Annotated in this window: 15 protein-coding genes; 7 read left to right on the plus strand and 8 right to left on the minus strand. The window is 70.3% G+C overall.

From position 1 onward, the window contains the following. Positions 1-413: 413 nt before the first annotated feature. Complete coding sequence (locus tag J3486_RS43615) at positions 414-1,052, minus strand: DNA-3-methyladenine glycosylase (RefSeq protein ID WP_207830935.1); 639 nt, start codon at positions 1,050-1,052, stop codon at positions 414-416. 116 nt (positions 1,053-1,168) lie between these two features. Between J3486_RS43615 and J3486_RS43620 the strand changes: the two genes are divergently transcribed. From J3486_RS43620 to J3486_RS43630, 3 genes are all read left to right on the plus strand, one after another. Then, the gene (locus J3486_RS43620) at positions 1,169-1,951 is read left to right on the plus strand and encodes a sporulation protein (RefSeq protein WP_207830938.1); all 783 of its coding nucleotides are present in this window, start codon (positions 1,169-1,171) and stop codon (positions 1,949-1,951) included. Between the two features lie 84 nt (positions 1,952-2,035). After that, positions 2,036-2,578 (plus strand): YbhB/YbcL family Raf kinase inhibitor-like protein, encoded by a 543-nt coding sequence (locus J3486_RS43625; RefSeq protein ID WP_207830953.1) that lies wholly within the window; start codon positions 2,036-2,038, stop codon positions 2,576-2,578. A 156-nt stretch (positions 2,579-2,734) separates the two neighbouring features. Continuing rightward, positions 2,735-3,241: an HNH endonuclease gene (locus J3486_RS43630; RefSeq protein ID WP_207830954.1), complete on the plus strand. Its 507-nt coding sequence runs from the start codon at positions 2,735-2,737 to the stop codon at positions 3,239-3,241. A 58-nt stretch (positions 3,242-3,299) separates the two neighbouring features. Here J3486_RS43630 and J3486_RS43635 read toward each other — a convergent pair whose 3' ends face one another. The 3 genes from J3486_RS43635 to J3486_RS43645 all read right to left on the minus strand — a co-directional run bounded on the left by J3486_RS43635 (position 3,300) and on the right by J3486_RS43645 (position 5,619). Then, the gene (locus tag J3486_RS43635) at positions 3,300-4,235 is read right to left on the minus strand and encodes an SPFH domain-containing protein (RefSeq protein ID WP_207830967.1); all 936 of its coding nucleotides are present in this window, start codon (positions 4,233-4,235) and stop codon (positions 3,300-3,302) included. Positions 4,236-4,319: 84 nt separating this feature from the next. After that, positions 4,320-4,751 (minus strand): NfeD family protein, encoded by a 432-nt coding sequence (locus J3486_RS43640; RefSeq protein WP_207830970.1) that lies wholly within the window; start codon positions 4,749-4,751, stop codon positions 4,320-4,322. Positions 4,752-4,821: 70 nt separating this feature from the next. Beyond that, a complete protein-coding gene (locus J3486_RS43645) occupies positions 4,822-5,619 on the minus strand; it encodes an ABC transporter ATP-binding protein (RefSeq protein WP_207830973.1) in 798 nt (265 codons plus the stop codon). Positions 5,620-5,784: 165 nt separating this feature from the next. Between J3486_RS43645 and J3486_RS43650 the strand changes: the two genes are divergently transcribed. Next, positions 5,785-6,567 (plus strand): hypothetical protein, encoded by a 783-nt coding sequence (locus tag J3486_RS43650; protein WP_207830986.1) that lies wholly within the window; start codon positions 5,785-5,787, stop codon positions 6,565-6,567. A gap of 110 nt (positions 6,568-6,677) precedes the next feature. Here J3486_RS43650 and J3486_RS43655 read toward each other — a convergent pair whose 3' ends face one another. The 4 genes from J3486_RS43655 to J3486_RS43670 form a co-directional block, all read right to left on the minus strand. Further along, complete coding sequence (locus tag J3486_RS43655) at positions 6,678-6,917, minus strand: chaplin (protein ID WP_207830991.1); 240 nt, start codon at positions 6,915-6,917, stop codon at positions 6,678-6,680. 257 nt (positions 6,918-7,174) lie between these two features. Then, on the minus strand, positions 7,175-7,420 hold the full coding sequence (chpE, locus tag J3486_RS43660; RefSeq protein WP_207831001.1) for a chaplin ChpE: 246 nt from the start codon (positions 7,418-7,420) through the stop codon (positions 7,175-7,177). 200 nt (positions 7,421-7,620) lie between these two features. Next, the gene (locus J3486_RS43665) at positions 7,621-8,262 is read right to left on the minus strand and encodes a response regulator transcription factor (protein ID WP_207831004.1); all 642 of its coding nucleotides are present in this window, start codon (positions 8,260-8,262) and stop codon (positions 7,621-7,623) included. Continuing rightward, positions 8,255-9,400 carry a GAF domain-containing sensor histidine kinase gene (locus J3486_RS43670; protein WP_207831007.1) on the minus strand — a complete coding sequence of 382 codons (1,146 nt, stop codon included), beginning with the start codon at positions 9,398-9,400 and terminating at the stop codon, positions 8,255-8,257. The genes J3486_RS43665 and J3486_RS43670 overlap by 8 nt, the downstream gene beginning before the upstream one ends. Positions 9,401-9,593: 193 nt before the next feature. On the opposite strand from J3486_RS43670, the gene J3486_RS43675 reads away from it, so the two are divergent. The 3 genes from J3486_RS43675 (at position 9,594) to J3486_RS43685 (ending at position 12,398) form a co-directional block, all read left to right on the plus strand. Further along, the gene (locus J3486_RS43675; RefSeq protein ID WP_207831011.1) at positions 9,594-10,292 is read left to right on the plus strand and encodes an SDR family oxidoreductase; all 699 of its coding nucleotides are present in this window, start codon (positions 9,594-9,596) and stop codon (positions 10,290-10,292) included. Next, a complete protein-coding gene (locus tag J3486_RS43680) occupies positions 10,289-11,380 on the plus strand; it encodes an S-adenosylmethionine:tRNA ribosyltransferase-isomerase (RefSeq protein WP_207831014.1) in 1,092 nt (363 codons plus the stop codon). Before J3486_RS43675 ends, J3486_RS43680 begins: the two co-directional genes overlap by 4 nt. A gap of 283 nt (positions 11,381-11,663) precedes the next feature. Beyond that, positions 11,664-12,398 carry a transglycosylase SLT domain-containing protein gene (locus J3486_RS43685; RefSeq protein WP_207831030.1) on the plus strand — a complete coding sequence of 245 codons (735 nt, stop codon included), beginning with the start codon at positions 11,664-11,666 and terminating at the stop codon, positions 12,396-12,398. Positions 12,399-12,486 lie beyond the last annotated feature (88 nt).

Consider the following 12,486-nt stretch of genomic DNA (forward strand, 5'->3'; position numbering starts at 1 on the left):
GGCCGGGGACGGGGTATCAACATATCTGGCGTTGATTTTTGGCACGCTGTTGAGTTCTCAAGGAACGGACGCTTCCTTTGTACTCACCCTCTCGGGCTTTCCTCCGGGCGCTTCCCTTCGGTCTTTCGTGTTTCCAACCTTACCAGATCCTTTTTCCGTTCCGTTCCCGGTTCGGATTTCATTTCCGGTGGCCGTTGGAGGGCCTTTGCCTTTCGGCGTGTCCACTACGTTAGCGGATTTCCTCGCTCACTCATAATCGAGATCCGCGGGCTTGAATTTCAGCATGCGAGCACGCCGAAAAGACCCCGCTGAGGGAAGTCGCATAGTAGTGGTTTGGCCACTTCCGGCTGCTGGCTGAACGCCGTACCCGGTTCAAGCGGCTCGGGCTACATTACGGACCCCGCAAGGGCGCGTCAAGTTCGACGGCGAGGGGTGTGAGCGCGATAAGGGCTCACCGTCGGGTCGTTGGCGATCCAGAAGCGCCACGGGTGGACGCCGCCGGCGCCCGAGACCCCGGTGCGGGGGCCGCTGAGCACCTGGTCGACGGGTACGGGCGTGCCGTGCAGGACTGTCAGGGGTGAGTCGGAAGGGGCGCAGGCGTCGGTGCCGTTGAGGGCGCGGTCCACTCCCAGGGCTGTGGCCAGGCGCGCCGGGCCTTTGGCCAGTTCCTTGTCGTTGCGGGCCGCGGGCCTACGGGTGCGGGCCAGCTCGGCGCCTTCCGTGATCTCGCCGGCCCGGAGCAGGACGGCGCTCGCTCGTCCCTCCTCTGCGCAGACCAGGTTCATGCAGTGCCACATGCCGTAGGTGAAGTAGACGTAAACATGACCGGGCTGACCGAACATCACGCTGTTGCGGGGCGTTCGGCCTCGGTAGGCGTGTGAGCCCGGATCGTTCTCGCCGTCGTACGCCTCGACCTCTGTGATGCGGAGTTCGATCGGACCGTCCGGAGTGCGGCGGACCAGGATGCGGCCGAGAAGATCGGGGGCGACGTCCAGGACAGGCCGGTCGAAGAACTTGCGCGCGAGGGGCGTACGGTCAGGGGCCGCGATCATGCCGTCCGAGGGTAGTGGAACGGGCGGCGTGGGCAGACGCGGAACCGGGCGCGGGAGAACCGCGTTTGTAGTCAGCAGTATCAGAGATCGCGTTCGCTTACGGAGGAGATCGAGACATGGGGTTCAAGCGGCTGTTGGCAAGCCTTGGTGCGGGCGGGGCTTCCGTGGAGACCGTGCTCACCGAGGCCAATGTCGTGCCCGGCGGTGTCGTTCAGGGTGAGGTGCGGATCCAGGGCGGTTCCGTGGACCAGGAGATCGAGGGGCTCTCCGTCGGTCTGCAGGCCCGCGTCGAGGTCGAGGGCGCCGACCAGGAGACCAAGCAGGACATCGAGTTCACCAAGGTGCGGCTCGGGGGCGCCTTCAGCCTTCAGGCCAACGCGGTGCACGCGGTGCCGTTCGGGCTCGAGATCCCGTGGGAGACGCCGGTCACCACGATCGACGGGCAGCAGCTGCGCGGCATGAACATCGGTGTGACCACCGAGCTGGAGATCGCGCGCGCCGTCGACTCCGGTGACCTGGACCCGATCAATGTGCACCCGCTCCCCTCGCAGCAGGCCCTCCTCGACGCCTTCATCGGCCTCGGGTTCCGCTTCAAGAGTGCGGACATGGAGCGCGGGCACATCCGTGGCACGCGACAGAAGCTGCCCTTCTACCAGGAGATCGAGTTCTACCCGCCGCAGCAGTACCGCGGGCTGAACCAGGTGGAGCTGAGCTTCGTCTCCGACGACCGGGAGATGGACGTCGTCCTGGAGATGGACAAGAAGCCGGGTCTGTTCAGCGAGGGCAGCGACACCTTCCGCTCGTTCGTCGTCGGGCACCACGACTTCCAGGGCACCGACTGGTCGGCCTACCTCCACCAGTGGATGTCCGAGGTCGGCAGCAAGAGGAACTGGTTCTAGGGTTGGTGGGCAGGCGCAGGGTCGGGCCGGTGAGGTCCGCTCCCGCGCGGCCCTGAAGGCCCCGTCGAATCAGGAGGTGTCGTTGTGACCGAGCAGCCCAAGCGGGCGCCGCTGCCGCACGAGTTTCATCCGGAGGTGCCGTCGTTCACCGTGGTGAGCGAGGACTTCGAAGCGGGCGGTGTGCTCGACGACGCTCAGGTCTACGCGGCCGGGAACACGTCGCCGCATCTGCGGTGGGAGGGTTTCCCCGCCGGGACCAAGAGCTTCGCCGTGACGTGCTTCGACCCGGACGCGCCGACCGGCAGCGGGTTCTGGCACTGGTCCGTCTTCGACATTCCCGCCTCGGTGACCGAGCTGCCGACGGGCGCGGGCAGCGGCAAGTTCGAGGAGCTTCCCGAGGGTGCCGTGCAGGTGCGCAACGACTACGGGAGCAAGGACTTCGGCGGTGCCGCGCCGCCGGCCGGGGATCCCGCGCACCGGTACGTGTTCACGGTGTACGCCGTCGACCAGGAGAAGCTCGGTCCGGACTCCGACACGTCGCCCGCCGCCGTCGGCTTCAATCTGCGGTTTCACACGCTCGCCCGCGCTCAGGTCGTGGCCGAGTACGCGGCTCCCGCGGAGGGCTAGCGCCCACTGAAGCGTTCACGCAACGTTTGCCCGCCCCTGGTCTTGGAAGTGATCAGAGGCGGGCATTTTTTATTGCGTTGTCCATCTCGGCGTGCACGGCCAGAGTTGACGCACGGACGCCGAGGGGTGATCCGCTGCGTACGGGAGGTGGGCAGGATGCGGGACACACTGGTGCTGAACGCGAGCTTCGAGCCGCTCTCGACGGTGACGCTGAACCGAGCCGTCGTGCTGGTGCTCCAGGACAAGGCCGTCGTCGAGCAGTCCCACCCCGAGCTGCGGATGCGCGGCGCCGCGATCGATATACCGGTGCCGCGGGTGATCAGACTCTGCAGGTACGTCAGGGTGCCGTTCCGAAGACGCGCTCCCTGGTCGAGGCGGGGTGTGCTCGTGCGGGATCAGCACCGGTGCGCGTACTGCGGGAGGCGGGCGACGACCGTGGACCACGTGGTGCCGCGGTCGCGGGGTGGCGCGGACTCGTGGCTGAACACGGTGGCGTCCTGCGCCGAGGACAATCACCGGAAGGCGGACCGGACGCCGGAGCAGGCGGGGATGCCGTTGCTGCGGCAGCCGTTCGAGCCGACTCCGGCCGATGCGATGCTGCTGTCGCTGGGTGGTGCCGGGGAGGCGCTGCCCGACTGGCTGAGCCGGGGCGTCGCCGCGTAGACGGACGAAAGAGCGGGTCCATGGGCCTTGAGGCCGATGGACCCGCTCTTTCGTGTCATCAGTCGATCGGAGGCTGTTCCCTGCGCTCCTTGGGTGCCGACGGGGCCGGACCGCCCGTCATCGGGCCGAAGTTGCCGATCGCGCCCGAGAGGCCCTTGAGGGCGTCGCCGATCTCGCTGGGGACGATCCAGAGCTTGTTGGCGTCGCCCTCGGCGATCTTCGGGAGCATCTGGAGGTACTGGTACGAGAGCAGCTTCTGGTCCGGGTCTCCGGCGTGGATGGACTCGAAGACCGTACGGATCGCCTGGGCTTCGCCCTCGGCGCGCAGGGCCGCCGCCTTCGCCTCACCCTCGGCCCTGAGGATCGCCGACTGCTTCTCACCTTCGGCGGTCAGGATCTGCGACTGCCGGATACCTTCGGCGGTGAGGATCGCGGCGCGCTTGTCACGGTCGGCGCGCATCTGCTTCTCCATCGAGTCCTGGATGGAGGTCGGCGGCTCGATCGCCTTGAGCTCGACGCGGTTGACGCGGATGCCCCACTTGCCGGTGGCCTCGTCGAGGACGCCGCGCAGGGCCGCGTTGATCTCCTCGCGGGAGGTCAGGGTCCGCTCCAGGTCCATGCCACCGATGATGTTGCGGAGGGTGGTGACCGTGAGCTGTTCGATGGCCTGGATGTAGCTCGCGACCTCGTAGGTCGCCGCCCGCGCGTCCGTCACCTGGTAGTAGATGACCGTGTCGATGTTGACGACCAGGTTGTCCTGGGTGATCACCGGCTGTGGCGGGAACGGTACGACCTGCTCACGGAGGTCGATGCGGTTGCGGATCGAGTCGATGAAGGGGACGACGATGTTCAGGCCCGCGTTGAGTGTGCGGGTGTACCGGCCGAAGCGCTCCACGATGGCCGCGCTGGCCTGTGGGATGACTTGGATGGTCTTGATCAGGGCGATGAAGACCAACACCACCAGAATGATCAGGACGATGATGATCGCTGACATCGCTTCTCCTGTGCCCTTCAGATCAACTTGAGATCTTGCTCGTCGAGTCTGTCAGAACTGCCCCTGTGGCGTGGCTTGTTCGGGTCACATGACGATCGCCGTGGCCCCTTCGATCTCGACGACGTCGACCTGGTGACCGGGCTCGTACGCGGCGTCCGCGTCGAGCGCCCGGGCCGACCAGATCTCGCCGCCGAGCTTGATCCGTCCGCCGCTGCCGTCGACGCGCTCGACGACCACGGCCTGTTTGCCTTTCAACGCGTCGATCCCGGTGGCCAGTTGGGGCGGTTCGGCGCGCTGGCGCCTGGCTATGGGGCGTACGACGACGATGAGCGCGCACGAGACGACGGCGAAGACCGCGACCTGGAGGATCGCACCACCACCCAGGCCTGCTGTGACGGCGCCTGCGACAGCGCCCACGGCGAGCATGCCCAGCTCGGGCATGGCTGTGAGGACGAGCGGAATACCGAGTGCGGCCGCTCCGATCAGCCACCACACCCAAGCGTCGATGTCTGTCACATGGTCATGGTAGATCCGTGGACGGCCGTGCGGACAGGGGACGATCGGCCCGCACGGCTGCGCGAACGCGTCAGCTCAGGGGCAGGCCCGTGGCGGTCCAGCGGTCGTTCCGCTGCTCGACGACGAGCGGGAGGCCGAAGCACTTGGAGAGGTTGCGGGAGGTGAGCTCCAGCTCCAGCGGGCCCGCGGCGAGGACCTTGCCCTGGCGGATCATCAGGACGTGCGTGAAGCCGGGGGCGATCTCCTCGACATGGTGCGTGACCATGATCATCGAGGGGGCGATCGGGTCGCGGGCGAGGCGGCCGAGGCGGCGCACCAGGTCCTCGCGGCCGCCGAGGTCGAGACCGGCGGCGGGCTCGTCCAGGAGCAGCAGCTCGGGGTCGGTCATCAGGGCGCGGGCGATCAGGGTGCGCTTGCGCTCGCCCTCGGAGAGGGTGCCGAACTTGCGGTCCAGGTACTCGCTCATGCCGAGGCGGTCGAGGAAGGCGCGGGCGCGCTGCTCGTCGACGTCCTCGTACTCCTCCTGCCAGCCGGCCGTCATGCCGTACGCGGCCGTGAGCACGGTCTGCAGGACCGTCTGGCGCTTGGGCAGCTTCTCGGCGAGGCCGTTGCCGGCGACGCCGATGCGCGGGCGCAGCTCGAAGACGTCGGTGCCCGGCTTGCCGAGGGTCTCGCCCAGGACGGTGGCGGAGCCCTTGCTCGGGAAGAGATAGCTCGAGGCGACGTTCAGGAGGGTGGTCTTGCCGGCGCCGTTGGGGCCGAGGATGACCCAGCGCTCCCCCTCCTTCACCGACCAGGAGACCTGGTCCACCAGAGCCCGGCCCTCGCGGACCACGGATACGTCCTCCAGCTCCAGCACATCGCTCATGAGCGCGTTGTCTCCCATTGCAGTCTCGGCAGTCTCGTGCGTCCGTGTCCGGTTCGGCTGATTCGCCACTGGACGCAGCCCCCATGTAAACCTACGCCACCGGCATGGCGGTCCCTTCCGGCGGCCGGGGTTTTGACGCCCTCGGTGGCTTCTAAGGTGGGGCGCATGCTCTCGGAACCACGATCTGGACGCCTGGCCTCATGGGGAAATGCCCTGTTGGGCGGTTTTGTCGCACCTGATGACGCGGCGCTCGCCATCGTCGGCGAGGACGCCGTGCACCGGGTGGAGGGAATTCCCGGGGAGGCGGGCCCGGTCGGGCTGACGCTCGCGCTCGGGCGGCTGCGGGCGCTCGGGGCGACGGGCCTGCGGGTCGCGCTGCCCGCGCCGGGGCATCCGCTGGGGCTGAGCGGCCCTCCTGAGTTCAATGCGCGGGCGCTGGAGGCCGAGGAGGCCGTGCTGTGCTTCGGGGCCGCGCTGGGGCTCGTACCGGAGGTGTACGAGGCCGGGCCCGAGGGCGATGTGCATGTCGAGGTGCTGTGGCACTGCCTGCCCGTGCGGGAGGCTCCGCCCGCCGACGTGCCGTCCCTCGGGGAGGCCGAGCGGGAGCTGGCGGAGGCGCTGCGGGAGGCCACGGACGTGCTGACGCGGCTGGACGTGGCCGGGTCCGGGCCGGTGGCCGAGGCGGCCGTCGACGCGTACCGGGCGCGGGCCGAGCGGGGCCGGGAGGTGCTCGCTCCGGGCTATCCGCCGCGGGCCGTGCGCGTCCTTGAGCTGGCGCAGCGGGTGGGGCTGCTGATCTCCGTCGCGTACGAGAGCGGGCACGGCGGGGCCGTGAGCGCCTCGGAGATGGGGGCGCGGGCCATTGCCCTGCGGCCGGTGGAGCGGACGGCCCGGCGGGCCCAGGTGGCCGCCTACAACGCGTTCGTGGAGGAGCGGGAGCGCGGCTGAGCCTGCCCGCCCGTGGGGCGTGGCCGGGGCGATCCCGCACACCGGGCAACGGGAAGGCCCCCGCGGAGCGTGTCCGCGGGGGCCGTTCCGTGCCTGCTCGGCAGGGAGACTCAGACGTTCGACGACATGTTGCCGAAGGCCGGGTTCAGGATGCCGATCACGTTGACCGAGTTGCCCGTGGCGTTCACCGGGACGTGGACCGGGACCTGCGCCTGGTTGCCGGAGGCGACGCCCGGGGACTGGGTGGCCGCACCGTCGGCGTTCGCGTCGGCGAAAGCGGCACCGGCCGAGGCCCCCGCGGCGATTCCGGCGACGGCGACGGTCAGGGCGGCCTTCTTGGCGATGTTCATGAGAAGTGTTCCTCCAGATGTACGTTTCGCCCCCTGCCACGAGGGCGCACGCTGAGAAACGCGGGCCGGCGGGCGGACGATACGGGGAGCTGTCCGGATGCCCCCGATCGGGGCAATAAGCCGACCATTGCATCAACGGGCATGCGGAGGACGGGAGTTGACGCCCGGAACCGGGCGGTGGAAACGCGGACCGGCCCTCCGGGAGTACCCGGAGGGCCGGTGGTCCAGTGGACCCTGGGCCTGTGTCGGCCGCTGGATCAGCCGTTGAAGCCGTCGTTGCCGAAGGCGGGGTTGAGGGCGCCGATGACCGAGACGGTGTTGCCCACGGCGTTGACCGGGATGTGGATCGGGGCCTGCACCAGGTTGCCCGAGCCGACGCCCGGGGACTTCACGGCCTTGCCGTCGGCGTGCGCACCGTCAGTGGCGGAGGCGAGACCGGCACCGGCGGCAACCAGGCCACCGGCGACGAGGGTGACAGCCGCGGCCTTCTTCAGGTTCTTCACTTCGAGATCCTCCTTGCGATTGCCGCGGCCAGCCGCCGCAGCATGCACTGGAAACGCGGCGGCGCCGGACAGGATGCGCCATTCGGAGGACATCCACACGACAGTATGAATCTCAGAACGGAGCGGAACCGTCCGTGTCGTCGTGCAGTAGTGCGCCGGAGCGCGGCTCCTTCCCGCGCCTTTCCCGGTCCCGTGTGTGGTCAGCCCGCGATGCCGTGTCGCACGGCCCAGAGCGCGGCCTGGGTGCGGTCCGCGAGGTCGAGCTTCATCAAGATGTTCGAGACGTGGGTCTTGACGGTCTTCTCGGACAGGACGAGGGCGCGGGCGATCTCCCGGTTCGAGCGGCCGTCGGCGATCAGGCCGAGCACTTCGCGCTCCCGGTCGGTGAGGGAACCGCCTCTGCCCTGGCCGTTGCTGGTCTCCTCCTGGGCGAGCAGGGCGCCCGCCACCTCCGGCTGGAGCAGGATGTGGCCCGCGTGGACGGAGCGGATCGCGCCGGCCAGGGCGTCGGGGTCGACGTCCTTGTACACGTAACCGGCGGCTCCGGCGCGCAGCGCGGGGACGACCGTCCGCTGCTCGGTGAAGCTGGTGACGATCAACACCCGTGCGGGGTTGGCCAGTTCACGGAGCTTGCGGAGCGCCTCGACACCGTCCATGCCGGGCATCTTGACGTCCATGAGGACGACGTCGGGCTTCAGCTCCTCGGCGCGGGCGACTCCTTCGGCGCCGTCGCCCGCCTCGCCGACGACCTCGATGTCGTCCTGGATCTCCAGGAAGGTGCGCAGGCCCCGGCGGACGACCTGGTGGTCGTCGACCAGCAGCACCCTGATTGCGTCAGCCACCGGGGACCTCCATCTCGATCGTGGTGCCCTTGCCGGGCTCCGATTCCACTGTCAGCCGGCCGCCGGCTCCGCTCGCCCGGTCTCGCATGGAGACCAGGCCCAGATGGCGGCCCGCGCGGCGTATGGCCATCGGGTCGAAGCCCGAGCCGTCGTCGGTGACGCACAGCACCGCGCCCGTGCCGCGCTTGTCGAGCGTCACCCCGACCCGCTCGGCGCCCGAGTGCCGCAGGGCGTTGTGCAGGGCTTCCTGAGCGACGCGCAGCAGCGCCTCCTCCTGGGCCGCGGGGAGGGCGCGGATGCCGCCGGTCTCGAAGGTGACGGCGGCGGTGTGGGCGCGGTCGAGGACCTGGATCTGGGTGCGGAGCGTGGCCACCAGGCCGTCCTCGTCGAGGGCGGCGGGGCGCAGCTCCACGACGGCCGCGCGCAGTTCGTCGGCCGCCTCCGCCGCCAGCTCCACGACGTGCTGCAGCTCGTCCTTGGCGCGGTCCGGGTCGCGGTCCACGAGCTTGGCGGCGGCCTGGGCCGTGAGGCGCAGCGAGAAGAGTTTCTGGCTGACCGCGTCGTGCAGCTCGTGGGCGAGCCGGGAGCGCTCCTCGGCGATGGTGAGCTCGCGGCTGCGCTCGTAGAGCCGGGCGTTGGTGAGGGCGATCGCGGCGTGCTGGGCGAGGATGCCGAGCAGCTCCTCGTCCTCCTGGGTGAAGCCGCAGCCGCCTTCGGGCTTCGGGCACCTCTTGTTCGCCAGGAACAGGGCGCCGATCGTCTCGTCGCCGTCCTTGATCGGCAGGCCGAGGAAGTCCGACATGTCGGGGTGGGCGGCGGGCCAGCCCTCGAAGCGGGGGTCCTTGCGGACGTCCGCGAGGCGCTCCGCCTTCGCCTCGTGGAGCATCGCGGCGAGGATGCCGTGCTGGCGCGGGAGCGGGCCGATGGCCTTCCACTGCTCGTCGCTCATCCCGTCGACGACGAACTGGGCGAAGCCGCCGTGGTCGTCGGGCACGCCGAGCGCCGCGTACTCGGCGTCGAGCAGCTCGCGGGCCGAGGCGACGATCGTCTTGAGGACGTCGCGCACCTCCAGATGCCTGCTCATGGCCAGCAGCGCGGCACTCACCGCCGCCAACCCAGTCCGTGGACCTTGACTCATGCGCTCACCGTACCGGTGAGGTGTGACAGTCCGTATCCGACCTGTGGCGGCAGCCGCCTAGGCCGCTGGGCGTAGGGCGAAGGGCCCTGCGCCGTCGCGACCCGGGCACGAGGCGTCCGGGCCTTCGGCGTTCCACCGTTGAGGGCGTAGCGCAGACATCACACAGCAGTGACAGAGCCGGAGGACGGTTGTCATGGCAGTAGCGATCATCACGGGGGCGTCGCGGGGGTTCGGCCGGGCGCTGGCCACCGCGCTCGCCGAGCGGGGCTGGGATCTCGTCCTGGACGCGCGGAACGCGGAGCCCCTGGAGGACCTGGCCCGGCAGTTGAGCAGGCTGGGGCGCACGGTGCGGGCCGTGCCGGGCGACGTGACGGACGGCGGGCACCGGGGCGCGCTGGTCGCGGCGGCCCGGGAGGCGGGCGGGCTCGATCTCCTGGTGAACAACGCGGGCGTCCTGGGGGTGGAGCCGCTGGTGACGCTGGACGAGCTGCCCCTCGACGCCTTCCGCAGGGCCCTGGAGATCAATGTGGTGGCGCCGCTGGCGCTGACCCAGGAGGCGCTGCCGCTGCTGCGCGACGCTCCGGCCGGGGCGGTGCTCGGCCTGAGTTCGGACGCGGCCTCGGAGGCGTACCGCACCTGGGGCGGCTACGGGGCGACGAAGGCGGCCCTCGACCAGCTCTTCGCGGTGCTGGCCGTCGAGGAGCCGGGGCTGCGCGTGTGGGCGGTGGATCCGGGCGGGATGCGCACGGACATGCTGGCGGCGGCCGAGCCGGACGAGGACCTGAGCGGGGTGCCGCGCCCCGAGGACGTCGTGCCCGCGTTCCTGCGGATCCTGGACGAGCGGCCCGTCAGCGGCCGGTACGCGGCGCCCGCCCTGCTGGAGACGCGATGACCCTCGCGCTGCGGGTCCCGGAGGAGCTGTCGGCACGGGTACCGGCCGAGCAGCGGGGGCCCGGGCGGGACAGGTCGTCGGTGCGGATGCTCGTGTCGCGCGGGACGGAGGTGGCCCATCACCGCTTCGCGGAGCTGCCGGAGGTGCTGCGGGCCGGGGATCTACTCATCGTCAACACCTCGCCGACCCTGGCGGCCGCCGTCGACGGCAGGCTCGGGCACGCGCGCGTGGTCGTGCATTTCTCGACGCGGGGTGACGACGGGCGCTGGGCGGTCGAGCTGAGGGACCCGGACGGGCGGGGCACCACGCGCCCGCACGCGGGAGGTCCCGCGGGGACGGTGGTGGCGCTCCCCGGAGGCGTACGCCTCTCTTATGAGGAACCGGTCGCGGCGGGGAGCGGGCGGCTGTGGTGGGTGCGGGCGAGCGGGGACGCGGCGGCGCTGCTGCGGGAGCACGGGCGGCCCATCCGCTACGCCTACACGGAGCGGGACCAGCCGCTGTCCGTCTACCAGACCGTGTTCGCGCTGCACGGCCGGGGAGCGGAGGCCGGGGCGGGCAGTGCCGAGATGCCGAGTGCGGCGCGGCCGTTCACGGAGCGGGTGGTGGCGCGGCTGGTGAGCCGCGGGGTGCAGTTCGCGCCGATCACCCTGCACACGGGGGTGGCGTCGATGGAGTCGCACGAGCCGCCGTACGGCGAGCGGTTCGAGGTGCCTGAGGCGTCGGCGCGGCTGATCAACGCGGCGCGGGCGGGCGGCGGCCGTGTCGTGGCCGTGGGGACCACCGCCGTACGGGCCGTCGAGTCCGCCGTCGGCGCGGACGGTGTGGTGCGGGCGGCGCGCGGCTGGACGGATCTCGTGGTGACGCCGGAGCGCGGGGTGCGGGTGGTGGACGGACTGCTGACCGGTCTGCACGAGCCGGAGGCGTCCCATCTGCTGATGCTGGAGGCGATCGCGGGGCGGGAGGCCGTGAGTCGCACGTACGAGGAGGCGCTGCGGGGGCGCTACCTGTGGCACGAGTTCGGGGACGTGCACCTCATCCTTCCGGAGGAGAAGCCTCACGCTGTGCGTTGCAGCAGCAACTGCGCGTGAGACAGCAGGGGTCCGGGTGTGACCCCGCGCATAGGGCACAGGTCACGTACGAAGGCCCCTAGTGGACGGGTCAGGGACTTAAGTCCCGAGCTGTCCGGGGGCTGGGGGTCAGGAGCGAGCTCCTGGCCCCCTTTTCCGTACCCCGGTCCACTACCCGGCTTCGTACGTCACACCTTTGCCACGGATTTTTGCGGCCGCTAAGAATTGCCCCCGTTGCCGAGCGCTCCGGGGGCTTACCCGTGGCGCCGGAGTCCCAAACGCTCTTCGAGAGGTCCCCGTCTCCATGTCGAAGCACCGCACCTTCGGTCATAGTCCGCTGACCCGCACCCACAAGCTGTCGATGGCGGGTGTCGCCGCGCTCGGCGCCGCCGCTCTCGCGGTCACGCTGGTTCCGGGCCAGGGCACGCAGGCCACGGCGCAGGACGGGACGGTCGCCACCGCTCCGGTCGCGTTCACCACGACCGCCGGCACCGCGCAGATCAAGGACGTCCAGGCCAGCGTCGCCAACCAGCAGGCCACCGCCACCAAGCAGGCCGAGGCCGCCGCGAAGAAGGCCGCCGAGCAGAAGGCCGCCGAGGAGAAGGCGAAGGCCGACGCCGAGGCGAAGGCGCAGAAGGAGCGCGAGGCGAAGGAGGCCGCGAGCCGGTCCGCCCAGCGCACCACCGTCAAGGCCGCTCCCGTCGCGGTCAAGACGTACGCGAACAACCTCGACGGCTGGATCCGCCAGTCGCTCGACATCATGCAGAAGAACGGCATCCCGGGCACGTACGACGGCCTCTACCGCAACATCATGCGGGAGTCGACGGGCAACCCGAACGCCGTGAACGGCTACGACATCAACGCCCAGAACGGCACGCCGTCGATCGGCCTGCTCCAGGTCATCCAGCCGACGTTCTCCGCGTACCACGTGTCCGGCACCTCGACGAACATCTACGACCCGGTCGCCAACATCACGGCCGCGGCGAACTACGCGGCCGACAAGTACGGCTCGATCGACAACGTGAACAGCGCGTACTGAGACTCGTTGACGGGACCTCCGGGTCCTCAGCGCGCCGATCCCCCACGACGGAGAAGGCGCGCCCCCCCACGGGGGCCGCGCGTCTTCC

Origin of the sequence: Streptomyces sp. VRA16 Mangrove soil, from assembly GCF_017377775.1 — a bacterium.
In the GTDB taxonomy this organism is placed as follows: Bacteria; Actinomycetota; Actinomycetes; order Streptomycetales; family Streptomycetaceae; genus Streptomyces.

What these genes read in the sequence shown, in the direction of transcription:
- J3486_RS43685 (WP_207831030.1), top strand. Translation starts at nt 11,664, where the DNA reads ATGTCGAAGCACCGCACCTTCGGTCATAGTCCGCTGACCCGCACCCAC.
- J3486_RS43670 (WP_207831007.1), bottom strand. Translation starts at nt 9,400, where the DNA reads ATGAGTCAAGGTCCACGGACTGGGTTGGCGGCGGTGAGTGCCGCGCTG.
- J3486_RS43615 (WP_207830935.1), bottom strand. Translation starts at nt 1,052, where the DNA reads ATGATCGCGGCCCCTGACCGTACGCCCCTCGCGCGCAAGTTCTTCGAC.
- J3486_RS43675 (WP_207831011.1), top strand. Translation starts at nt 9,594, where the DNA reads ATGGCAGTAGCGATCATCACGGGGGCGTCGCGGGGGTTCGGCCGGGCG.
- J3486_RS43655 (WP_207830991.1), bottom strand. Translation starts at nt 6,917, where the DNA reads ATGAACATCGCCAAGAAGGCCGCCCTGACCGTCGCCGTCGCCGGAATC.
- J3486_RS43680 (WP_207831014.1), top strand. Translation starts at nt 10,289, where the DNA reads ATGACCCTCGCGCTGCGGGTCCCGGAGGAGCTGTCGGCACGGGTACCG.
- J3486_RS43650 (WP_207830986.1), top strand. Translation starts at nt 5,785, where the DNA reads ATGCTCTCGGAACCACGATCTGGACGCCTGGCCTCATGGGGAAATGCC.
- J3486_RS43620 (WP_207830938.1), top strand. Translation starts at nt 1,169, where the DNA reads ATGGGGTTCAAGCGGCTGTTGGCAAGCCTTGGTGCGGGCGGGGCTTCC.
- J3486_RS43630 (WP_207830954.1), top strand. Translation starts at nt 2,735, where the DNA reads ATGCGGGACACACTGGTGCTGAACGCGAGCTTCGAGCCGCTCTCGACG.
- J3486_RS43645 (WP_207830973.1), bottom strand. Translation starts at nt 5,619, where the DNA reads ATGAGCGATGTGCTGGAGCTGGAGGACGTATCCGTGGTCCGCGAGGGC.
- J3486_RS43635 (WP_207830967.1), bottom strand. Translation starts at nt 4,235, where the DNA reads ATGTCAGCGATCATCATCGTCCTGATCATTCTGGTGGTGTTGGTCTTC.